Here is a 22,362-nt window from a genome sequence, read left to right on the forward strand (position 1 = left end):
AAGCAATACCGGCATTTATATCAATGTGCCACTACTCGGCCTTCTGCTTTTCCAGGGCAAATTGATACAGCAGGTTCTTGCGCACCCCGGTGATTTCCGCAGCCAGCGCCGCCGCCCGCTTGAGCGGCAACTCGGCCAGCAGCAGCCCGAGCACCCGCTGCGCCTCGGCACTGATCGCCTGCTCGCCCTCGGGCGCACTCCAGCCACCGACCAACACCACGCATTCGCCGCGCTGCTGGTTGCTGTCGCCGGCCACGAAGGCGCGCAGCTCAGCCAGGGGCAAGCCCTTGAGCGTCTCGAAGGTCTTGGTCAGCTCGCGCGCCAACAACGCCGGGCGCTCGCCGCCGAATACCGCCTCCATGTCCTCGAGGCATTCCAGGATGCGGTGCGGTGCCTCATAGAAGATCAACGTGCGCGGCTCTTCCTTTACCTGCTCCAGGCGCGCCCGCCGCCCCGCCGCCTTGGCCGGCAGAAAGCCTTCGAAGATGAAGCGGTCCGACGGCAGGCCGGCCGCCGACAAGGCGGCGATCAGGGCGCAGGCACCCGGCACCGGCACCACGTTGACCCCCGCCGCGCGCGCCTGGCGCACCAGGTGATAGCCCGGATCGGAAATCAGCGGCGTACCCGCGTCGGACACCAGCGCCACATCCTCGCCGGCCAGCAGCTTGGCAAGGAAACGCCCGCCCTCGTCACGCTCGTTGTGTTCATGACAGGCCGCCAGCGGCGTGTCGATGCCAAAGTGCTGCAGCAGGCGGACCGAATGACGGGTATCTTCGGCCGCGATCAGGGCCACGTCCGCCAGCACTTTCAGCGCCCGGGCGCTCATGTCGTCGAGGTTGCCGATCGGGGTGGCGACCACATACAGCGTCCCCACGGTGGATTTCGAAGCCCCTGGCACATCAGTCACTGCGTACACCTGTCGTCCGGATCAAAGCCGCCATTGTAGCCCGAGCGCCTGCAACAGGTCGCAAAGAACTTCGCCGGCGACCAGTGGCAGGCCACCTATAGTGAAGGATCGACACGGCAACATCGCGCCCCGGCCAGCGCTTGGGTACAATTGCCGGCCACCTTGATCGAGTAACAGGACCTTTACATGATCGCTTGCCTGCGGCTGTTCACAGCCCTCTGCCTGGCTGCCCTGCTGGCAGCCTGCGCCAGCTCGCCCTCATCCAGCCTGGGCGAACTGCCACGCACCCCGGACGCCAGCATCGAGCAACTGCTCGAAAAGGCCGCATCCAGCAAGTCTGCAGAAGACGCGGCCCTGCTGCGCCTGAGCGCGGCCGACCTGGCCTACAAGCAGAAGGACTTCCCGCGCGCCGCACGCATTCTCGAGCAGGTGCCGCTGGACCCACTGAAACCGGCCCAGCAGGTGTTCGCCAGCACCCTCGGTGCCGAACTGGCGATGAGCCGCAACCAGCCCAAGGCGGCCCTGACAGCCCTGGCCCACCCCAGCCTGCAGCGCGTCGGCGAACTGCCGGAAGAACAGCAGGTGCGTACCTACAGTGTGCACGCCGCCGCCCTCGAAGCCGATGGCCAGGCCCTGGCCGCCGCGCAGCAGCGTGTGCTGCTGGCCCCGCTGCTCAGCGGCCCGGCCGCCAGCGCCAACCATGACGCCATCTGGGCCCTGGTCGCCTCGCTGCCGGCAGAGCAACTGCAGCAGCCTGTCAACGACCAGGCCCTGGCCGGCTGGACCAGCCTGGCCTTCGCCGTGAAAAGCGCCGGCACCCTGGAGCAGCAACAGGCCGCTATCGACGCCTGGGTCAAGCAGCACCCGGGCCACCCTGCGGCACAGCAACTGCCGCTGGCGCTGACCAAGCTCAAGGAACTGGCCAGCCAGCCGCTGACCAAGATCGCCCTGCTGCTACCCCAGGACGGCCCGCTGGCCGGCGTCGCCCGCGCCCTGCGTGACGGCTTCATGGCCGCGCACTTCCAGGCCCAGCAAGCCGGCCAGCCAGCACCCGCGGTGCAGGTGTTCGACAGCTCGCGCATCGGCTCGCTCGACGACTTCTATCGCCAGGCCCAGGCCGCTGGCGTGCAACTGGTCATCGGCCCGCTGGAAAAACCGCTGGTTAAGCAGCTGGCCAGCAAACCGCAACTGCCAATCACCACCCTGGCGCTGAACTACGCCGATGCCGGGCAAAAGGCGCCGCCGCAGCTGTTCCAGTTCGGCCTGGCTGCCGAAGACGAAGCCCGCGAAGTGGCACGCCGTGCCCGCGCCGATGGCATGATGCGCGCCGTGGCGCTGGTACCGAGCGGCGAATGGGGTGACCGCGTGCTGGCCGCCTTCCGCCAGGAGTGGGAAGGCAATGGTGGCACCCTGCTCGCCGCCGAGCGCATCGCCCAGCCGGTCGCCCTGGCCCAGCAGATTGCCGACCTGTTCCAGCTGCGCCAGAGCGAAGGCCGCGCCAAGAGCCTGCAGAGCACGGTCGGTGGCAGCATTGCCGCACAGCCGTCGCGCCGCCAGGACATCGACTTCATCTTCCTCGCCTCGACCCCGCAACAGGCGCAGCAGATCAAGCCGACACTGAACTTCCAGTACGCCGGTGACGTGCCGGTCTACGCCACCTCGAACCTGTACAGCGCCAGCGGCGACGTCAACCAGTACAACGACATGAACGGCATCCGCTTCTGCGAAACGCCGTGGCTGCTGGACACCAGCAACAGCCTGCGCCAGCAGGTGGTGCAGCAATGGCCACAGGCTGCCGGCAGCCTGGGCCGCCTGTATGCCATGGGCGTCGATGCCTATAGCCTGGCGCCGCGCCTGGGCCAGCTGAAAGCGCTGCCGGACAACCGGGTAATGGGCCTTTCGGGTAGCCTGAGCATGAACGCCAGCCAGCGTGTCGAGCGCCAGCTGCCCTGGGCCGAGTTCGCCGGTGGCCAGGTCAAGCGCCTGCCCGACACCCCTCGCTGATGGCCGCGGCGTCGCCCACCAGCGCCGGCCAGGCGGCAGAAACCCAGGCCCTTGAGTACCTTCAAGGGCAGGGTCTGCAGTTGCTGGCGCGCAACTGGCGATGCAAAGGCGGTGAGCTTGATCTGGTCATGCTCGACGCCGATACAGTAGTATTCGTCGAAGTCCGCTACCGGTTGCACGCGGGCTTCGGTGGCGCCCTCGGCAGTATCGACGGGCGCAAGCAGAAACGGTTGGTGCTCGCCGCCAGCCTGTTCCTGCAGCAGCAGGCCCACTGGGGCAACCACCCCTGCCGCTTCGACGTAGTCGCCCTGCAGGGCAGCCACCACGCAGGCAGGCCGCTGCAATGGCTGAAAAACGCCTTCGAATGCTGAACCCACTTCGATTTTTTTGCTCTATGTTTCGCGGGCTGGTCCTTGTTGCGCGTCGCGCCGGCCACCGCCCTACTTAAGGTCACCAGATGGACATGCAATCCCGAATTCGCCGGCTGTTCCAGGCCAGCATCGATACCAAGCAACAGGCAATGGACATCCTGGCACCGCACATCGAGCAGGCCAGCCTGGTCATGGTCAACGCGCTGCTCAACGAGGGCAAGATGCTCGCTTGCGGGAACGGCGGCTCGGCCGGTGATGCCCAGCACTTTTCCTCGGAACTGCTCAACCGCTTCGAGCGCGAGCGCCCGAGCCTGCCGGCCATCGCGCTGACCACCGACAGCTCGACCCTGACCTCCATCGCCAACGACTACAGCTACAACGAGGTCTTTTCCAAGCAGATCCGTGCCCTGGGCCAGCCCGGCGACGTTCTGCTGGCAATCTCCACCAGCGGCAACTCGGCCAACGTGATCCAGGCGATCCAGGCCGCACATGACCGCGAAATGATTGTCGTAGCATTGACTGGCCGCGACGGCGGCGGAATGGCTTCGCTGTTGCTGCCCGAAGACGTGGAAATCCGCGTACCTTCGATGGTTACCGCGCGTATCCAGGAAGTCCACCTGCTGGCGATCCACTGCCTCTGCGACCTGATCGACAGCCAACTGTTCGGGAGTGAAGAATGACCCCTATGCGCCTCGGCCTGATGGCCCTGACCCTGTGCCTGAGTATCACCGGTTGCAGCTCGGTACTGACCTCCACCCGCAATTCGCCGATCGAAGATGACCGCGGCACGCGCACCATCGGCAGCAAGATCGACGACTCCTTGATCGAAACCAAGGCGGCAGTCAACATCGCCAAGGCCAGCCCTGACCTGGACAAGGGCTCGCACATCGTGGTCACCAGCTACAACGGTATCGTCCTGCTGGCCGGCCAGACTCCACGCGCCGACCTCAAGAGCCTCGCCGAGCAAACCGCCAGCCAGGTACAGCGGGTCAAGAAAGTGCACAACGAGCTGCAGGTCATGCAGCCCTCCTCCATCCTGGCGCGCAACAATGACGCCTGGCTGACCACCAAGATCAAAGCCCAGATGCTGACCGACAATGCCGTGCCCAGCTCGCGCATCAAGGTCATTACCGAAAACGGTATCGTCTACCTGCTCGGCCTGGTAACCCAGCAGGAGGCCAACTCGGCTACTGCCGTGGTGCAGGGCGTGTCGGGCGTGCAGAAGATCGTCAAGCTGTTCGAGTACATCGACTGATTCACTGATCGCCTGCACCGAACATTCGCGGGTAAACCCGCTCCCACAGGGATCTCACAGCTTTCGAGGCTTGTTGTATTCCTGTGGGAGCGGGTTTACCCGCGAAAGGCCAGCACAGGCGGCATCACTGCCACACCTTTCAGAAAACCCAGGAAACACCGCATGAAGAAGCTTCTGCTGCCTGCCCTGCTGTTCGGCACTTTCGCCACCCTAGCCGGCTGCTCCACACCAAGCCTGATCACTCTCAACGATGGTCGTGAAATCCAGGCCGTCGACGTACCGGAGTTCGACCGCGACGCCGGCTTCTACGAGTTCCAGCAACTCGACGGCAAGCGCACCCGCATCAACAAGGACCAGGTTCGCACCATCAGCGACCTGTAATCCGATATTGGCGGCAAAAAAAAGGCGACCTGAACAGGTCGCCTTTTTCATTACTTGACCACTTTGAGGCTTGGTCGGCCGCTCGGGCGCGGTGGCTGCCCGCCACCTTCCGGTGGGCCGTCATCATCCGGCTGCACTTCGTCCTCGTCGTCGAGCATGTCATCCTGCGACGGCTCCAGCTCGAAGACCATACCCTGGCCATTTTCCCGGGCATATATGCCCAGGATCGCGCCAGACGGCACGAACAACGAATGAGCCACGCCACTGAAACGACCTTCGAAGCTGACCGCATCGTTATCCATGTGCAGATTGCGCACGGCGTTTGGCGAGATATTCAAGACAATCTGGCCATCGCTGGCGAAACCGTCCGGCACCTGGACCTTTGGGTATTCGGCGTTGACCAGCATATGGGGGGTGCAATCGTTGTCGACGATCCACTCGTACAGTGCTCGAACCAGATAGGGGCGACTGGAGTTCATCAACGGCTCCTTAAAGCTTGCGCATTTCACGTTCTACGGAGGACAGGCTCGCCTGGAAAGGCTCGCGGGCGAACTGCCGCTCCATGTAATCCAGCAGCGGCTTGGCTTGCCGCGGCAACTCGATACCCAATACCGGCAAACGCCAGAGTATGGGCAGTAGACAACAATCGACCAGGCTTTGCTCATCGCTCATGAAGCAGGCGAACTCGCCGAACAACGGCGAGACCCCGGTCAGGCTTTCGCGCAGGGCCTTGCGCGCCTCGCTCCGGGCCGCCTCGCTGCTGCGTGGATCGAGCACGGTATCGGCCAGGGCGCACCAGTCGCGCTGGATGCGGTGCATCAGCAAACGGCTGTTACCGCGCGCCACCGGGTATACCGGCATCAGCGGCGGATGCGGATAACGCTCCTCGAGGTATTCCATCACCACGGTGGATTCATACAACGCCAGGTCACGATCGACCAGGGTCGGCACGCTCCCGTAAGGGTTCACCTCTACCAGCTTGGGCGGCAGGCGACCGGGCTCGACATCGATGACCTGCACGCTGATACCCTTCTCGGCCAGCACCAGGCGTACCCGGTGAGAATAGTGATCAGCGGGGTCGGAATAGCAGGCTAACCTGTTGGTTGCGCCCATGTAGCGCCTCCTCGCACGGGATGCTTGTGAAACTGTAAATGAAAACGCGCCCGTGGAGGCCAGGCAGTTCTGCCTGGCCTCCACGGGCGCGTTCAACAACCAGAAACTACTGCGTGATCAGTGCACGTCCTTCCAGTATTCACGCTTGAGCAAATAGGCGAATACGAAGAAGAAAGCCAGGTACAGCAACACGTAGGTACCGATGCGCTGGCTTTCCAGTTTGACCGGGTTGGCCGAATAGGCCAGGAAGGTCACCAGGTTCTTGACCTTCTCGTCGAACTGCTCGGTCGTCAGGGTACCGGAATTCGGCGTAATGGTCAGCTGGTCACAGGCTTCATGGGTGATCGGGCTGCCGGTCAACGGGTCGAACTGCTTCTTGCCATCGGTCACGGTCTGCACCTGCTTGCAACCGATCACCTGGTTGCCCTGCAGGCCAACCAGCACGTTGGGCATGCCCACGTTCGGGAACACCTTGTTGTTCACCCCGTATGGCCGCGCCGGGTCTTCGTAGAAGCTGCGCAGGTAGGTGTACAGCCAGTCGGTGCCGCGCACCCGGGCCACCAGGGTGAGATCGGGCGGTGCGGCACCGAACCAGGTCTTGGCGTCACTGGGCTTCATGCCGATCTGCATATGGTCACCGATCTTGGCACCGGTGAACACCAGCTTTTCGAGCATCAGTTCGTGAGGGATGCCCAGGTCATCGGCCACCCGCTCGTAACGCTGGAACTTGGCACTGTGGCAACCCATGCAATAGTTGGCAAAGGTGCGCGCTCCGTCCTGCATGGCGGCCTTGTCGCTCAGGTCGATGTCGACCTTGTCCAGCTCCACACCGGTTTCAGCCGCGAAGGAAAAGGCAGGCATCACTGCCAGCAAAAATACTGCAATCAACTTTTTCATCAGCCAGTCACCCTTTCCGGAACCGGTTTGGTCTTCTCGAGCCTTGTATAGAACGGCATCAGCAGGAAGTAGGCGAAGTACAACACCGTGCACACCTGCGACAGCAAGGTACGCCCAGGTGTCGGCGCCAGTACGCCCAGCACGCCGAGGATGACGAAGGCAATGCAGAACACCAGCAGGAAGAGCTTGCTGATCCAGCCCTTGTAGCGCATGGAGCGCACCGGGCTGCGGTCGAGCCAGGGCAGCACGAACAACACGGCAATGGCTGCCCCCATGGCGATCACACCCATCAGCTTGTCAGGCACGGCACGCAAGATCGCGTAGAACGGCGTGAAGTACCACACAGGCGCGATGTGCTCAGGGGTCTTGAAGGCGTTGGCCTGCTCGAAGTTCGGTTTTTCCAGGAAATAACCGCCCATTTCCGGGAAGAAGAACACCACGGCGCAGAACACGAAGAGGAACACCACCACCCCGACAATATCCTTGACGGTGTAGTACGGGTGGAACGGAATACCGTCCAGCGGGATGCCGTTTTCGTCCTTTTTCTTCTTGATGTCGACGCCATCAGGGTTGTTCGAACCCACTTCGTGCAAGGCAAGAATGTGCAACACCACCAGGCCGAGGATCACGATCGGCAGGGCAACGACGTGCAGGGCGAAGAAGCGGTTAAGGGTAATACCCGAGATCAGGTAGTCACCGCGAATCCACTGGGTGAGGTCGCCCCCGATCACCGGGATGGCACCGAACAGCGAGATGATCACCTGGGCACCCCAGTAGGACATCTGCCCCCACGGCAGCAAGTAGCCCATGAACGCTTCGGCCATCAACGCCAGGTAGATCAGCATGCCGAACAACCATACCAGCTCGCGCGGTTTCTGATAGGAGCCGTAGAGCAGGCCGCGGAACATGTGCAGGTAGACCACGATGAAGAACGCCGACGCACCGGTAGAGTGCAGGTAGCGCAGGATCCAGCCGTACTCCACGTCACGCATGATGTACTCGACCGAGGCGAACGCCTCTTCCGCCGAGGGGGTGAAGCTCATGGTCAACCACACACCGGTGACGATCTGGTTGACCAGCACCAGCAACGCGAGGGAGCCGAAGAAGTACAGGAAGTTGAAGTTCTTGGGTGCGTAATACTTGCTCAGGTGGTCTTCCCACATCTTGGTGGCGGGGAAGCGAGCATCAATCCAGTCCATGAACTTGCTCATCATGCGTTCTCCTGGTCAACGCCGATGACGACGATCTCGTCCGACTCGTAAGAGTGCGGTGGCACGGGCAGGTTGAGAGGTGCAGGCTGCGACTTGTAGACACGACCTGCCAGGTCATAGTGGGAGCCGTGGCAAGGGCAGAAGTAACCACCAACCCATTTCGGGCCGAGGTCGGCAGGCGCGACTTCCGGGCGGAAGGTGGGTGAGCAGCCGAGGTGCGTGCACAACCCGACGAGGATAAGGATTTCCGGCTTGATCGAACGAACCTGCGGGTCAACGTAGGTTGGCTGTACCGACGCCTTGGACTCGGGGTCGGCCAAATCACCAGCGACTTTCTTCAGGTTGCCAAGGATTTCATCCGTTCGCCGCACGATGAACACAGGCTGGCCCCGCCACTCGGCCACCATCTGCTGCCCGGCCTCGACCTTGGCAATATTGACCTTCACCGGTGCACCTGCGGCTTTCGCCTTGGCACTGGGAAACCATGACCCCACGAACGGTACCGCAGCCCCCACTGCCCCCGCTGCCCCGACTACGGATGTCGCGGCTACGAGGAAGCGGCGCCGGCCTGCGTTGACGCCGTCATTGCTCATTCAGTCCTCTCCCATCAGCTTGCTTGGCCTGTTGAACCAGACCTGTACTTAGGTTGTGTCAGTGGCACTAAAAATTGGCCGCCATGGTAAGAAACAAATCCACACACTGACAAGGTGATTACCCCGACCAAGGGCGCCTACCCACGCTTTGCTTGATCTGCGTCTATGCGACAAGTGGTCACTGACATGCTGACAGGTTAGTTCAAGACATAAAAAAAGCCCGGTTCCAAGGAACCGGGCTTTTTTCGACTGCCGAAGCGGTATTAACGCTTGGAGTACTGAGGACGCTTACGCGCTTTACGCAGACCCACTTTCTTACGCTCGACTTCACGAGCGTCGCGGGTGACGTAGCCAGCACGACGCAGAGCGCCACGCAGGGTTTCGTCGTATTCCATCAGAGCGCGGGTGATACCGTGACGGATCGCACCGGCCTGACCGCTGACACCACCACCGGAAACGGTGACGTAGATGTCGAACTTCTCGACGGTTTCGGTCAGCTCGAGCGGCTGACGAACAACCATGCGAGCGGTTTCACGACCGAAGAACACGTCCAGAGAACGGTTGTTGATGGAAATGTTACCAGTACCCGGACGCAGGAATACGCGAGCGGTTGCGGTCTTGCGACGGCCAGTGCCGTAGTTTTGAGTCGCCGACATAATGAACTATCCCGTTAGATCTTCAGTTCTTGAGGCTGCTGAGCAGTGTGTGGGTGAGCAGCACCCGCGTACACTTTCAGCTTGCGGTACATGTCGCGACCCAGCGGGTTCTTCGGCAGCATGCCTTTGACCGCAGTTTCGATAACACGCTCAGGGGCCTTGGCGATCAACTTCTCGAAGTTGATTTCCTTGATACCGCCCGGGAAACCGGAGTGGGAGTAGTACATCTTGTCGGAAGACTTGGCACCAGTCACACGAACCTGCTCGGCGTTGATAACGACGATGTAGTCGCCGGTGTCAACGTGAGGGGTGTATTCTGGCTTGTGTTTGCCACGCAGACGGCTAGCGATTTCGGTAGCCAGACGACCCAGGGTCTGGCCAGCGGCGTCGACTACGAACCACTCGCGCTTTACTGTTTCCGGTTTAGCAGTAAAAGTTTTCATTCTCTAAAGCCTCAGAGGCCGCCCAGCGAAAAATAGACGGCGAATCTTACTGGATAGTGCACAGCTTGCCAAGGGCAAGCGCGCAGCCGAACACTGACGCTTTTGGGGGCTCGGGTCAGGCACGCCAACGTTCGACGGGGTTCTTCCTGCATGGTGGTGCATCACTTCCGCCACACGGAGAGGGGCCGAATTATCCAGATTGCGCGAAATTTTTCAACCTGCTTTGATGAGCTTTCATTGCCAAGGAGTGTCTACCCGATGGAATACCGCCAGCTCGGCCGTACCGACCTCAACGTCAGCGCCCTGTGCCTGGGCACCATGACCTGGGGCGAACAGAACGACCAGGCCGAGGCCTTCGAGCAGATTGCCCGGGCCAAAGCCGCCGGGGTCAACTTCATCGACACCGCCGAAATGTACCCGGTGCCGCCCCGCCCCGAAACCTACGCCGCCACCGAGCGCATCATCGGCAACTGGTTCCGCGCCAGGGGTGATCGCGACGACTGGCTGCTGGCCAGCAAGGTCGCCGGCCCGGGCAACGGCATCAGCCACATTCGCGACGGCCAGCTCAAGCACAACCGCCAGCACATCGTTGCGGCGCTGGACGAGAGCCTCAAGCGCCTGCACACCGACCGCATCGACCTGTACCAGTTGCACTGGCCGGAGCGCAGCACCAACTTCTTCGGCAAGCTGGGCTACCAGCACCTGCCACAGGACCACTTCACCCCGCTGGAAGAAACCCTCGAAGTGCTCGACGAGCAGGTGCGTGCCGGCAAGATCCGCCACATCGGCCTGTCCAACGAAACACCGTGGGGCACCATGAAGTTCCTGCAGTTGGCCGAGAGCCGTGGCTGGCCGCGGGCGGTGTCGATCCAGAACCCGTACAACCTGCTCAACCGCAGCTTCGAAGTGGGCCTGGCGGAAGTGGCCATCCGCGAGCAGTGCGGCCTGCTGGCCTACTCGCCGCTGGCCTTCGGCATGCTCTCGGGCAAGTACGAGAACGGCGCGCGGCCAGCCAATGCGCGCCTGACCCTGTTCAGCCGTTTTGCCCGCTATTCCAACCCGCAGACCGTGGCCGCCTGCAGCCGTTATGTGCAGTTGGCCCACGAGCACGGCCTGGACCCGGCGCAGATGGCCCTGGCATTCGTCACCCGGCAGCCGTTCGTGACCAGCAACATCATTGGCGCGACCAGCCTCGCGCAGCTGGACAGCAACCTGGCCAGCCTGGAGCTGAAGCTGAGCGATGAGCTGCTGGCGGCGATCGAGGCAATTCACCAGCAGCAGCCGAACCCGGCGCCTTGAGCCGAAAGGGGTCGCGCAGCGGCCCCCAATTGCACAGGCTGGACAGCATCGCCAAAAAATAAGACGATCCAGCCGGTGATTGACCACTCTACCCTATAAGAACAATGACAATGATGTTTACCCAACCCTCCGCGTCGCTGCGGCGCGTCAGCATCCTGGCCATTGACAAGGTGTTCGCTTCGACCCTGATGCAGGCCAAGGACTTCTTCCACCTCGCCAGCCTGCGCTACGGCAAGCAGCTTGGCCTGGGCCTGCAGCCCATGTTCGAGATTCGCCTGGTGAGCCCGGACGGCCAGCCCGTGGACAGCTTCAGCAATGTGCAGCTGCCGGTCGACGGTGGCCTGGACGATGCCGACGTGATCATCCTGCCGGCCTTCTGGGACGATTTCGACAACTTGCTGCAGCGTTATCCACAGGTGCTGCCATGGTTGCGCGAGCAGCATGCACGTGGCGCGGTGCTGTGCGCCGAGGCCAGCGGTGTATTCTGGCTGGCCGAGTCCGGCCTGCTCGACGGCAAGGAGGCGACCACCTACTGGCGCTTCTTCAACAGCTTTGCCGAGCGTTTCCCGAAGATCCGGCTGAACCAGGACAAGCACCTGACCGACGCCGACAACCTGTATTGCGCCGGCGGCACCACCTCGGCCTGCGACCTGTACATCTACCTGATCGAACGTTTCTGCGGCGCCAACGTGGCCCGCGCCGTGTCGCGTGACATCCTCTACGAAGTGCAGCGCAACTACACCCCGGGGCGCATGGGCTTTGGCGGCCAGAAGCTGCATCAGGACCTGATCATCCTGCAGATCCAGCACTGGCTGGAGGAACACTTCGCCGACAAGTTCCGCTTCGAGGACGTGGCCCGCAACCACGGCATGAGCATCCGCAACTTCATGCGCCGCTTCCAGGGAGCGACCGGCGACAAGCCGCTACATTACCTGCAACGGCTGCGGATCGAGACGGCCAAGGGCTTGCTGTCGAGTACGCGCAAGAGCATCAAGACCATCAGCTACGAGGTCGGCTATGACGATGCCAGTTTCTTCGCGCGGCTGTTCCGTCAGCACACGGAGTTGTCGCCGAACCAGTATCGGCAGCAGTTCATGCAGGAGGCCTGAAGGCCATAGGGCCGAGGGCCAGGGGGCCGCTTTGCGGCCCCAAGCATGTTTACGGCTTGTGCGCGCGCGCCAGGAATTCGTGCGACTGCATCTCCAGCAACCGGCTCAGGGTACGCTGGAACTCGAAGGCCAGGCGCCCGCCGGTATACAGGTCCTTCAGCTCCACCTCGGCCGAGATGATCAGCTTGACGTTGCGGTCGTAGAACTCGTCCACCATGTTGATGAAGCGCCGGGCGATGTCGTCGGTGGTGACGCCCATCTGCTCGACGTTGCTCAGCAGCACGGCATGGAAGATCTTGCCCAGCTCGATGTAGTCGTTCTGGCTACGCGGGCCATCGCACAGGGCGCGGAAGTCGAACCAGGCCACGTCGTCACAGGTCAGCAGGGCCTGGATCGGGCGATTCTCGATCATCAGCACGTCGTTCTCGACCGCCTGGGTGCACTCAGGGGTCAATGCCTTGAAGCTGGCGCGCAGGCTTTGGTGCGCCGCCTCATCGAGCGGGTAGTGGTACAGTTCGGCCTGTTCCAGGTGACGCAGGCGATAGTCGACCCCGCTGTCGACGTTCACCACCTCGGTGTACTGCTTGATCATGGCAATCGCCGGCAGGAAGCGCGCGCGCTGCAAGCCGTCCTTGTACAGGCCGTCCGGCACGATGTTGGAGGTCGCCACCAGCGATACGCCGTTCTTGAACAGCTCTTCCATCAAGGTGCCGAGGATCATCGCGTCGGTAATGTCCGAGACGAAGAATTCGTCGAAGCAGATTACCTTGGCTTCTTCGCTGAAGCGTTTGGCGATGATGGTCAGCGGGTTCTTCTCGCCCTTGAGGGTTTTCATTTCCTCGTGCACACGCTTCATGAAGCGGTGGAAGTGCGTACGCATCTTCTGCTTGAACGGCAGCGCCTCGAAGAAAGTATCGACCAGGTAGGTCTTGCCGCGCCCTACCCCACCCCAGAAGTACAGGCCCTTGACCGGGGCCTGCTCCTTCCTGCCGAACAGCTTGCCGAACATGCCCGGCTTGTTGTTCTGCGCATGCACCAGGTCGTCGTACAGGCGCTGCAGGTGACGTACCGCAGTTTCCTGCGCCGCATCATGAAAGAAGTCGGGACGTTTCAGATCTGCTTGATATCGTTCTAGGGGCGTCATGATTTCGTTAGCGGGGCAACAAAAAACGGGCCGTCACTGTAGCGACAGGCCCGCTTAATGGCAATCAGTCTGTGGGAGCGGGCGTGCCCGCGAACACCGGCAAAGCCGGTGCCATGCACCGCGGCGCCTGTTTCGCGGGCACGCCCGCTCCCACATCAGTCTGGTTGTGGCGCCAAGGCTACACGCAGGCTTTCGATGGCCGCATCACGCGCCTCGGCGTTGTCGAACTGCGGCCCGTCGGCGACCTGTTCGCCGTTCAGCCACAGACCGAAGCCCAGGCCCTCGACGCGCACATCTGCCTCGCCACCTTGTTGCAGCTGTTTGCTCACGGCACCGGCGCTCTTGCCGTCGGCGAAGCTGCGCGACAGCAGCAACTGTTCACCGTCGGCGCCCAGCAGGCGGAAGCGGAAGCTGCCGTCTTCATCACGGAAGCTGACGAACCGCGCGCTCTTGGCGGCCTTTTTCTTCACTTCGGTGCTGGCTTGCAGATTGGTGCGGAACGAACGCAGGCCAACCGCCTCGCGCAGTTGTTCGAGGAACGGCGTGGCGATCTTGCGCGCCTTGGCGGCACCGGCCAGCAGAATGTCTTCCAGGTCTGCCGGGCGGGCAATCAGCTGGTGGTAGTACTCGCGCTTCTCCGCCAGCTGGCCGTCCAGCAGCTGGAACAGGCGCTGCTTGGCCTCGCCCCAGCCCAGGCCCTGCAGCAGTTCCTCGCGGAACTCGGCGCATTGTGCCGGCGTCGAGAAGGCCTGGAACAGGGTGAACAGATGGGCGTTGTCGGGGTCTTTCGCTTCGCCGGGGGCGCGCGAGTCGGTGACGATGCGCGAAATGGCGTCCTTCATTTCCTTGGCGCTGGCGAACAGCGGGATGGTGTTGTCGTAGCTCTTGGACATCTTGCGCCCGTCCAGGCCCGGCAGGGTCGCCACGCTTTCCTCGATCACCGCCTCAGGCAAGGCGAAGAAGTCCTTGCCCTGGCCGAACAGGTGGTTGAAGCGCTGGCCGATGTCACGGGCCATTTCCACGTGCTGGATCTGGTCACGCCCGACCGGCACCTTGTTGGCGTTGAACATCAGGATGTCGGCAGCCATCAGCACCGGGTAGCTGTACAGGCCCATGGTCACCCCGGCATCCGGGTCTTCGCCGTTTTCCAGGTTCTTGTCCACCGAGGCCTTGTAGGCGTGCGCGCGGTTGAGCAGGCCTTTGGCGCTGACGCAGGTCAGCAGCCAGGTCAGTTCGGGGATTTCCGGGATGTCGGACTGGCGGTAGAAGGTCACCTTGTCCGGGTCGAGGCCGCCGGCCAGCCAGGTGGCGGCGATTTCCAGGCGCGAGCGCTGGATGCGCAGCGGGTCGTCGCACTTGATCAGCGCGTGGTAGTCCGCCAGGAAATAGAACGAGTCGACGCCGGGCTGCTGGCTGGCAAGGATGGCCGGGCGGATGGCGCCGGCATAGTTGCCCAGGTGCGGAGTGCCGGTGGTGGTGATACCGGTAAGAATGCGCGTGGTCATGGGTGTTCGCTTATTCAGGCTTGGCTCAGTTCGAAAGGCGCGGCAGCAGCAGATCCTTCAGATCGGTCAGCTTGCCATGGAAGAAGTGTCCGCATTCTGCCACTTTCAGCAGCTCATGGGGGCGCGACAGGCTGTCGGACCATTCGTAAACCAGCTGCGGCGCAACGACTTCATCGGTGTCAGGCTGCACCACGATGATCGGGCACTGCTGCGGCAGCGCAAATTCCGGCGTCAGGCGCATCACCGCCGGGGCGATCATGAACAGCTGCTGCAGGGTTACCCCGGCGGCTTCCAGGCGGCCGGCCAGGCTAATGGCGACAAAGCCACCGAACGAGAAGCCCATCAGCACCAGCGGCAGCCCGGGGTGCTTTTCGCGCAGCCAGGCCGCGGCAGCCTCGGCATCGGCCACTTCGCCAGCGCCCATGTCATGGCTGCCGGCGCTCTGGCCGACGCCACGGTAGTTGAAACGCAGGGTCACATAGCCAGCATCACGGGCAGTGCGTTGCAGGGTCGAGACCACCTTGTTGAGCATGGTGCCGCCCTGGACCGGGTTGGGGTGGCAGATCAGCACCACGCCACGGGCATCGGCCACGTCCAGATACAAGGCTTCCAGCTGGCCGCTGGGGCCATCGATGAACAAGGGGGTTTCGCGGACAAGCAAGGCACTACTCCGTGACCTCGGAAGGGGTCGATTCGTCTAGGTGAGGAATTCTGTTCTGATTTGCGATCGCTCGCGGTATACAGCGCAGGTCTGAGCCGTTAACGTAAAGCAAAGCCGTTTATAGAGGAAGGACTCGTGGAACTCTCGCTCCTTGTTTGGTTGTTGCCGACCCTGGCCCTGGTCATCGGCGTGGTGGTCGGTTTCGTCGTCGCTCGCCTGCTGCCCAATGCAGCACCGAGCAGCACCCAACGTCAACTGGATGATATCCAGAAGCGCTTCGACAGCTATCAGAACGAAGTGGTAACTCATTTCAACAGCACTGCCGTACTGGTCAAGAAGCTGACCCAGAGCTATCAGGACGTGCAAGATCACCTGGCCGAAGGCGCCAACAGCCTGGCCCTCGACGACGTCACTCGCCAACGCCTGCTGGCGGCCCTGCACTCCGAGGCAGCGCAAGGCCCGCGCGACCGCCTGACCCCGCCGAAGGACGCCGAAGCGCCGCGCGACTACGCACCGAAGGCGCCGAACTCGCCGGGCATGCTCGACGAGAGCTACGGCCTCAAGCGCTGAACTGCCGAACATGACAAAGGCCTCGCAAGAGGCCTTTTTTGTGGGCTGGATTCACTGGCCTCTTCGCGGGCACGCCCGCTCCCACAGGTACACCACAGCATTTGAAATCCGTGTGATACCTGTGGGAGCGGGCGTGCCCGCGAAGAGGCCGGCCCAGGCAACCTAGCTGCAAGCCTGCAATGCCTGCTCGACATCCGCCAGCAGGTCTTCCACATCCTCCAGCCCCACCGACAACCGCACCAGTCCCTCCGAAATCCCGTGGTGCGCCCGCTCCTGCGCCGTATAGCTGGAATGGGTCATGCTCGCCGGATGCTGCGCCAGTGACTCCGCATCGCCAAGGCTCACCGCGCGGGCGAACAGCTGTAGCGCGTTCATGAAACGCCGGCCCGCCTCGATACCGCCCTTGAGTTCGAACGCGATCATCCCGCCCGGCAGACGCATCTGCCGCTGCGCCAGTTCGTACTGGGCAAACGATGGCAACCCCGGATAGTGAATCAACTCCACCTGCGGCTGCCGCGCGAGAAACCGCGCGATCTGCATGGCATTGGCACAATGGCGGTCCATGCGCAGCGCCAAGGTCTTGATGCCGCGCATCAACAGCGCGGCGTCGTGCGGCGACAGTACCGCCCCGGTCATGTCCTTCAAGCCTTCCAGGCGGATGCGGTCGACCAGCGCCTTGCGCCCCACCACCAGGCCGGCGGTGATATCGCCGTGGCCGCTGAGGTACTTGGTGGCCGAATGCACCACCAGATCAGCCCCCAGCTCCAGCGGCCGCTGCAGGTACGGCGTGCAGTAGGTATTGTCGACCACCACATGTACATCGTGCCCGCGCACGGCCTCGGCAACCGCCGCGATATCCACCAGTTGCATGTTGGGGTTGGCAGGGGTTTCGAAGTAGATCATCCGCGTTTTGCTGTTGATCGCCGCTTTCAGTGCCTTGACGTCATTCAGGTCGACATGGCGGACCTTCACCCCGAATTCGCCGATGCCATGGTGCAGGAAGGCGAAAGTGCAGCCGTACAAGGTGCGCCCGACGATCAACTCGTCGCCGGGCCGCAGCAGGGTCCAGATCGTCGAGGTAATGGCGCCCATGCCCGACGCCAGGGCCAGCCCCGCCTCGCCCCCTTCAAGCGAGGCCATGCGCTGTTCTAGCAGGGCCAGGGTGGGGTTGGAAATGCGGCTGTAGAAGTGCCCCGGTTGTTCGCCGGCAAAGCACGCAACGCCGTACTCGACGTTGGGGAAGGCGTAGGTAGCGGTCTGGTACACCGGCGGCACCAGGGCGCCACCGTGGGAAAGCGGGTCGTAGCCATGATGAATGGCCCGTGTGGAAAAACCGGTGTTGTTATCGGAGCCGCGCATCGCAACAGCCTCTTGTGGTTTGTTATAAGCTTATGCCACCGAGCTGCCCGATTTTTTCCAAAATGACCCACGCAATCGCGTGCTTGTTGGAACAAAAACAATAATTACCGGATCAGGAGGGCAAAAAATGCCTTCAAGCCTCGACCGCACCGACCGCGCCCTGCTCGCAGCCCTGCAGGACAATGCCCGCCTGACCATTGCCGAACTGGCCGACCAGGTGGCACTGACCACCTCGCCCTGCTGGCGGCGGGTAAAGCTGCTGGAAGACAACGGTTACATCACCGGCTACCAGGCGATCCTTTCGCCTAAATCGCTGGGCTTCGGTGTTACCGCGTTCGTCAGCATCATGATGGACTCGCACACCAAGGACATGGCACTGGCGTTCGAACAGCGGCTAATGGAAATTCCCGAGATAGTCGCCTGTCATAATATTTCCGGGCGTTATGACTTTCTGCTGGAAATATTGGCGCGGGACCTGGAGTCGTTTGGTGAGTTTGCGCGAGAGGTTTTGCAGCGATTGCCAGGCGTAAAGGAGATCTATTCGAGCTTTTCCTACAAAGAGGTGAAAAGCAAGCGAGTTATTCCGGTAACAGAACGACATATTTGATCGATGAATTTGGCTCGTTTGTCTAGTGCAGGCCTCGAAGCTGTGAGATATCTCCAGCTTCTAAGCCTACCCCAGTCACAAAATATGCTGATCACTATGGAAAATCATGAGGAATCTTAATCAACGGTGGAGGAATTGGCGGATATATTTCCGGGTAAACTTTTGGTTTATTTGATATCCGTCCCGGCACAAAACCGAATCGCCCCCATCGAATTTCTGCATTGCGCCCATCAAAAATCAAGATATTACCAGTATCGGTTACTTTGAGATAATTATTCTCCCAATAGGATCTATCAAGTGTCTCCGTACTCGCTGCGGCCCATAGTCGCTCGCGAGCAGGGTCATGCAGTAACCCTGAGTTGCTAACGACGAACTGCAACGGCTCTCGCTTTCTAGTACGAAGCGTATAACTATATGGCTGCCTTTCGTCTGCGACCCAGATAACGGCGCCACCATCTTCCAGGACCAGGTTTCCATCGTGCCGGAGACGAAGCAGGAACCTACCGCTGCTGGATTTGATAAATTGGCCCGGCCGCATGGCCTAATTTGGAGGAAGCAATTCGCCTCCAGAATTATGAAACGGTTTGTATTGAATCTTCCGATACTTACTCTTTCCCATAGCAGCCCCCTTATTCCGAAAAATTTAACAAGCCCTCTAGCGAAGGTTGCACACCCATTTTCTCCGGGACCTCCCATTATAAATAACCAGAAATACACCCCTGGAAAAAACAGTAAAAAATCTTACAGCTTAAAAAGATCAAGACCACTTACATCTACCCAAATTCAACTTGCAGAATGCGAGACAATATCTGCGCAGAACAGCACAAATTCGATCAAAAGCAGGCTTCAGTCATTGCTAGGAGATCATATCCATGAAACATCTGACACTAATTGGTATTTTTCTATTATCGGGGTGCAGCGGTGAGAGGCTCCTGATACTTCCTGACCGCGAGCATGAAAATTTCAGCTGTGACATGGACCCATACAAACAAGGGTGTGAACGAATGAAAGACTACCAAGAGCATTTCCGATTGACGGAAGAGCCAGTGAAATGATGCTGCGCAAGCCACCTCGACCGTTCAAAACGAGACGGACCTGCCTGCGGCTGTACGCTTTGCGCTGTTACCCTCGTATGAAATGTCTGTGCGGATTATGGCTACGCTGGGGCTGCTGTGCAGCCCAGCGCGACACAAGGCCGCTCACAAGGGCCCCGCAAGCATATCGACAAACAAAAAACCCCGCCGAGGCGGGGTTTTTCTTGCTGGCTAGCGCTTAGATCGCGCCACGCTGACGCAGTACGTCCAGCACCTGTTTCACGCCCTCGTCCACGCTGGTGGTCTGGGTGTCGATCACCAGGTCGGCATCCAGCGGTACATCGTACGGGAAGCTTTCGCCCGGGATGTTGTCGCCAGCAGCTGCGTACAGGCCTTGCGGGTCACGCTCACGGCAGGCCAATGGCGAAGCCTGGACATAAACGGTCACCAGGCGCTCCTTGCCGATCAATGCCTTGGCCTGTTCGCGGCCTTCGGCATCCGGGGCCACGAACGCGGCCAGGGTCAGCAGGCCGGCTTCGTTGAACTGGCGCGCCACATGGGCGGCGCGGCGCCAGTTCTCGGTGCGGCCGGCACGGTCCTGCGGCAGGCCCTTGTTCAGATCATGGCGCAGGTTCTGGCCATCGAGCACGTACACCGCACGGCCCATGTCGAACAGCTTGCGCTCCACGGCATAGGCCAGGGTGCTCTTGCCAGCGCCGGACAAGCCGCTGAACAGCACAGTGGCCGGCTGCTGGCCGAAGCGCAGGGCGCGCTCTTCGGTGGACACGTGGGCCTGCTTGCCGTGATGGCCGGTGCTGCCGTGCGGCAGCACTGGCGGGGCGATGATCATGCCGGCGCCGACGGTGCCGTTGGTCAGGCGATCGATGACGATGAACGCACCGGTGGTGCGGTTGCTGTCATAGCCGTCCAGGGCGATCGGGGCATCCAGGGATACCTTGACGCGGCCGATCTCGTTCAGTTGCAGCGCGCTGGCAGCACCCTGCTCCAGGGTATTCACGTCGACCTTGTGGGTGATGCTGGCAATCGAGCCCGGCACGTAGCTGGTGGCGCGCTTGATGTCGTACTTCTTGCCCGGCAGCATCGGCTCCTCGGCCATCCACACCAGCATGGCGTCGAACTGGTCGGTGACCGGTGGAACGTTGTCGGCATGCACCAGCAGGTCGCCACGGGAGATATCGATCTCGTCTTCCATGGTCAGGGTCACGGCCTGGCCGGGGCCGGCGTTTTCCAGCTCACCCTCGTAGGTGACGATGGACTTGACCCGGCTGCTCTTGCCCGATGGCAGCACGACGATTTCATCGCCCTTGTGCACCACGCCGCTGGCGATGGTGCCGGCGAAGCCGCGGAAGTTCAGGTTCGGGCGGTTGACGTACTGCACCGGGAAGCGCAGGTCGGTGAAGTTGCGGTCGGCCGAAACCTCGACGGTTTCGAGGATTTCCATCAGCGTCGGGCCGGCGTACCACGGCGAGCGCTCGCTGTGGTTGACCACGTTGTCGCCCTTGAGCGCCGACATCGGCACGAAGTGCAGGCTGCTCGGCACCAGGTTGATGGCTTCGGCGAACTTCAGGTAGTCGGCCTTGATCGACTCGAACACGCCCTGGTCGAAGCCCTTGAGGTCCATCTTGTTGACCGCGACCACGATGTGCTTGATGCCCAGCAGCGAGGCAATGTAGCTGTGGCGGCGGGTCTGGGTCTGCACGCCGTAGCGGGCATCGACCAGGATGATCGCCAGGTCGCAGGTGGACGCGCCGGTGGCCATGTTGCGGGTGTACTGCTCGTGGCCCGGGGTGTCGGCAATGATGAACTTGCGCTTGGCGGTGGAGAAGTAGCGGTAGGCGACATCGATGGTGATGCCCTGCTCGCGCTCGGCCTGCAGGCCGTCGACCAGCAGCGCCAGGTCGACTTCTTCGCCGGTGGTGCCAACCTTCTTCGAATCACGGGTGATGGCCTCGAGGTGGTCCTCGTAGATCATCTTCGAGTCGTGCAGCAGGCGCCCGATCAGGGTGCTCTTGCCGTCGTCGACGTTGCCGCAGGTCAGGAAACGCAGCAGTTCCTTGCGCTCGTGCTGGGCCAGGTAGGCGAGGATGTCCTCGCTGATCAGATCAGATTGGTGCGACATGGAGTAACCCTGAAATTAGAAGTAGCCTTGGCGTTTCTTGTCTTCCATGGAGCCGGCGCCATCGTGGTCGATGACACGGCCCTGGCGTTCGGACGTACGGGTCAGGAGCATTTCCTGGATGATGTCCGTCAGGGTCTCGGCTTGCGACTCGACAGCACCCGTCAACGGGTAGCAGCCAAGGGTACGGAAACGCACCTTCTTCTTGACGATGCGGGCTTTCTCTTCATCGGTGAGATGTTCGAGGATGCGCTCGTCGTCGATCATGATCAGGGTGCCGTTCTTCTCGATGACCTCACGCTCGGCAGCGAAGTACAGCGGCACGATCGGGATGCCTTCGAGGTAGATGTACTGCCAGATGTCCAGCTCGGTCCAGTTCGACAGCGGGAAGACCCGGATCGACTCGCCCTTGTTGACCTTGCCGTTGTACACGTTCCACAGCTCGGGGCGCTGGTTCTTCGGGTCCCAGCGGTGCTTGCTGTCACGGAACGAGTACACGCGCTCCTTGGCCCGCGACTTCTCTTCGTCGCGGCGCGCGCCACCGAAGGCGGCATCGAAGCCATATTTGTCCAGCGCCTGCTTCAGGCCCTGGGTCTTCATGATGTCGGTGTGCTTGGAGCTGCCATGGGTGAACGGGTTGATACCCTGCGCCACGCCCTCGGGGTTGACGTGGGTGATCAGCTCCAGGCCCATTTCCTCGACCATCTTGTCGCGGAAGCGGTACATCTCCTGGAACTTCCACTGGGTGTCGACGTGCATCACCGGGAACGGCAGCTTGCCCGGGAAGAAGGCCTTGCGCGCTAGGTGCAGCATCACGGCGGAATCCTTGCCGATCGAGTACAGCATCACCGGGTTGTCGAACTCGGCGGCCACCTCGCGGATGATGTGGATGCTCTCCGCCTCCAGCTGTTTCAAGTGCGTCAGTTTGTCGACCATGGCTACTCACGAAAAACGATCTTATGGACGGCCTGCGGGCCGTGTTCGAGCGAGCCACTTTATCACAGCGGGTGCTTCTATTTAGGCGGCCGGCTAGATCGAAAAAATCTAACCATATGACTGAAGTTTTGGGCCTCTTCGCGGGCCTGCCCGCGAAGAAAGCCACGCCG

General features: G+C 61.6%; 23 protein-coding genes. 9 read left to right on the forward strand and 14 right to left on the reverse strand.

Going from position 1 to position 22,362, the window contains the following annotated elements; genetic code table 11:
* Positions 1-31 precede the first annotated feature (31 nt).
* On the reverse strand, positions 32-907 hold the full coding sequence (gene rsmI / locus HU763_RS20125; protein ID WP_170032424.1) for a 16S rRNA (cytidine(1402)-2'-O)-methyltransferase: 876 nt from the start codon (positions 905-907) through the stop codon (positions 32-34).
* A 186-nt stretch (positions 908-1,093) separates the two neighbouring features.
* On the opposite strand from rsmI, the gene HU763_RS20130 reads away from it, so the two are divergent.
* The 5 genes from HU763_RS20130 (at position 1,094) to HU763_RS20150 (ending at position 4,918) form a co-directional block, all read left to right on the forward strand.
* Entirely contained in the window at positions 1,094-2,911 is a 1,818-nt protein-coding gene (locus tag HU763_RS20130) for a penicillin-binding protein activator (protein ID WP_186685348.1), read from the forward strand.
* Positions 2,911-3,282, forward strand: coding sequence for a YraN family protein (locus tag HU763_RS20135; protein WP_186685350.1), 372 nt, complete (start codon positions 2,911-2,913; stop codon positions 3,280-3,282). The genes HU763_RS20130 and HU763_RS20135 overlap by 1 nt, the downstream gene beginning before the upstream one ends.
* 86 nt (positions 3,283-3,368) lie before the next feature.
* Complete coding sequence (locus HU763_RS20140; protein ID WP_170032430.1) at positions 3,369-3,962, forward strand: phosphoheptose isomerase; 594 nt, start codon at positions 3,369-3,371, stop codon at positions 3,960-3,962.
* A complete protein-coding gene (locus HU763_RS20145) occupies positions 3,959-4,537 on the forward strand; it encodes a BON domain-containing protein (RefSeq protein WP_170032432.1) in 579 nt (192 codons plus the stop codon). Before HU763_RS20140 ends, HU763_RS20145 begins: the two co-directional genes overlap by 4 nt.
* A 162-nt stretch (positions 4,538-4,699) precedes the next feature.
* Positions 4,700-4,918: a YgdI/YgdR family lipoprotein gene (locus tag HU763_RS20150; protein ID WP_025340556.1), complete on the forward strand. Its 219-nt coding sequence runs from the start codon at positions 4,700-4,702 to the stop codon at positions 4,916-4,918.
* A 50-nt stretch (positions 4,919-4,968) separates the two neighbouring features.
* Here the strand turns inward: HU763_RS20150 and HU763_RS20155 are convergent, their stop codons facing one another.
* The 7 genes from HU763_RS20155 to rplM form a co-directional block, all read right to left on the reverse strand.
* On the reverse strand, positions 4,969-5,397 hold the full coding sequence (locus tag HU763_RS20155; protein WP_170032436.1) for a ClpXP protease specificity-enhancing factor: 429 nt from the start codon (positions 5,395-5,397) through the stop codon (positions 4,969-4,971).
* A gap of 10 nt (positions 5,398-5,407) precedes the next feature.
* Positions 5,408-6,031 (reverse strand): glutathione S-transferase N-terminal domain-containing protein, encoded by a 624-nt coding sequence (locus HU763_RS20160; protein WP_170032438.1) that lies wholly within the window; start codon positions 6,029-6,031, stop codon positions 5,408-5,410.
* Positions 6,032-6,148: 117 nt separating this feature from the next.
* Positions 6,149-6,928 (reverse strand): cytochrome c1, encoded by a 780-nt coding sequence (locus tag HU763_RS20165; protein ID WP_170032440.1) that lies wholly within the window; start codon positions 6,926-6,928, stop codon positions 6,149-6,151.
* Entirely contained in the window at positions 6,928-8,139 is a 1,212-nt protein-coding gene (locus HU763_RS20170) for a cytochrome b (RefSeq protein ID WP_170032442.1), read from the reverse strand. The genes HU763_RS20165 and HU763_RS20170 overlap by 1 nt, the downstream gene beginning before the upstream one ends.
* Entirely contained in the window at positions 8,139-8,732 is a 594-nt protein-coding gene (gene petA / locus HU763_RS20175; protein WP_170032444.1) for a ubiquinol-cytochrome c reductase iron-sulfur subunit, read from the reverse strand. The genes HU763_RS20170 and petA overlap by 1 nt, the downstream gene beginning before the upstream one ends.
* Before the next feature lie 263 nt (positions 8,733-8,995).
* The gene (rpsI, locus tag HU763_RS20180) at positions 8,996-9,388 is read right to left on the reverse strand and encodes a 30S ribosomal protein S9 (RefSeq protein ID WP_003260797.1); all 393 of its coding nucleotides are present in this window, start codon (positions 9,386-9,388) and stop codon (positions 8,996-8,998) included.
* A gap of 14 nt (positions 9,389-9,402) precedes the next feature.
* Complete coding sequence (gene rplM, locus HU763_RS20185; protein WP_003260798.1) at positions 9,403-9,831, reverse strand: 50S ribosomal protein L13; 429 nt, start codon at positions 9,829-9,831, stop codon at positions 9,403-9,405.
* A gap of 258 nt (positions 9,832-10,089) precedes the next feature.
* Here rplM and HU763_RS20190 point away from each other — a divergent pair, with 258 nt between their 5' ends.
* Together HU763_RS20190 and HU763_RS20195 are read left to right on the forward strand one after the other, a co-directional pair.
* Positions 10,090-11,130, forward strand: coding sequence for an NADP(H)-dependent aldo-keto reductase (locus tag HU763_RS20190; protein ID WP_170032446.1), 1,041 nt, complete (start codon positions 10,090-10,092; stop codon positions 11,128-11,130).
* A gap of 188 nt (positions 11,131-11,318) precedes the next feature.
* Positions 11,319-12,239, forward strand: a complete 921-nt coding sequence (locus HU763_RS20195) for a GlxA family transcriptional regulator (RefSeq protein WP_170034281.1) — start codon at positions 11,319-11,321, stop codon at positions 12,237-12,239.
* 49 nt (positions 12,240-12,288) lie between these two features.
* Here the strand turns inward: HU763_RS20195 and zapE are convergent, their stop codons facing one another.
* The 3 genes from zapE to HU763_RS20210 all read right to left on the reverse strand — a co-directional run bounded on the left by zapE (position 12,289) and on the right by HU763_RS20210 (position 15,549).
* On the reverse strand, positions 12,289-13,383 hold the full coding sequence (gene zapE, locus HU763_RS20200) for a cell division protein ZapE (protein WP_186685352.1): 1,095 nt from the start codon (positions 13,381-13,383) through the stop codon (positions 12,289-12,291).
* 155 nt (positions 13,384-13,538) lie between these two features.
* Positions 13,539-14,888, reverse strand: coding sequence for a tryptophan--tRNA ligase (locus HU763_RS20205; protein WP_170032450.1), 1,350 nt, complete (start codon positions 14,886-14,888; stop codon positions 13,539-13,541).
* Positions 14,889-14,913: 25 nt separating this feature from the next.
* A complete protein-coding gene (locus HU763_RS20210; RefSeq protein WP_186685354.1) occupies positions 14,914-15,549 on the reverse strand; it encodes an alpha/beta hydrolase in 636 nt (211 codons plus the stop codon).
* Between the two features lie 135 nt (positions 15,550-15,684).
* Between HU763_RS20210 and HU763_RS20215 the strand changes: the two genes are divergently transcribed.
* Positions 15,685-16,119, forward strand: a complete 435-nt coding sequence (locus HU763_RS20215) for a Z-ring associated ZapG family protein (RefSeq protein ID WP_186685356.1) — start codon at positions 15,685-15,687, stop codon at positions 16,117-16,119.
* A gap of 162 nt (positions 16,120-16,281) precedes the next feature.
* On the opposite strand, the gene HU763_RS20220 is transcribed toward HU763_RS20215, so the two are convergent.
* A complete protein-coding gene (locus HU763_RS20220) occupies positions 16,282-17,478 on the reverse strand; it encodes a methionine gamma-lyase (RefSeq protein WP_186685358.1) in 1,197 nt (398 codons plus the stop codon).
* Between the two features lie 127 nt (positions 17,479-17,605).
* On the opposite strand from HU763_RS20220, the gene HU763_RS20225 reads away from it, so the two are divergent.
* On the forward strand, positions 17,606-18,085 hold the full coding sequence (locus tag HU763_RS20225; protein WP_186685360.1) for an Lrp/AsnC family transcriptional regulator: 480 nt from the start codon (positions 17,606-17,608) through the stop codon (positions 18,083-18,085).
* A 1,272-nt stretch (positions 18,086-19,357) separates the two neighbouring features.
* Here HU763_RS20225 and cysN read toward each other — a convergent pair.
* Positions 19,358-21,259: a sulfate adenylyltransferase subunit CysN gene (gene cysN, locus HU763_RS20230; RefSeq protein WP_170032458.1), complete on the reverse strand. Its 1,902-nt coding sequence runs from the start codon at positions 21,257-21,259 to the stop codon at positions 19,358-19,360.
* A 15-nt stretch (positions 21,260-21,274) separates the two neighbouring features.
* Positions 21,275-22,192 (reverse strand): sulfate adenylyltransferase subunit CysD, encoded by a 918-nt coding sequence (gene cysD / locus HU763_RS20235; RefSeq protein ID WP_186685362.1) that lies wholly within the window; start codon positions 22,190-22,192, stop codon positions 21,275-21,277.
* Between the last annotated feature and the right edge of the window lie 170 nt (positions 22,193-22,362).

The organism is Pseudomonas anuradhapurensis, assembly GCF_014269225.2.
GTDB classification, from domain to species: Bacteria; Pseudomonadota; Gammaproteobacteria; order Pseudomonadales; family Pseudomonadaceae; genus Aquipseudomonas; species Aquipseudomonas anuradhapurensis.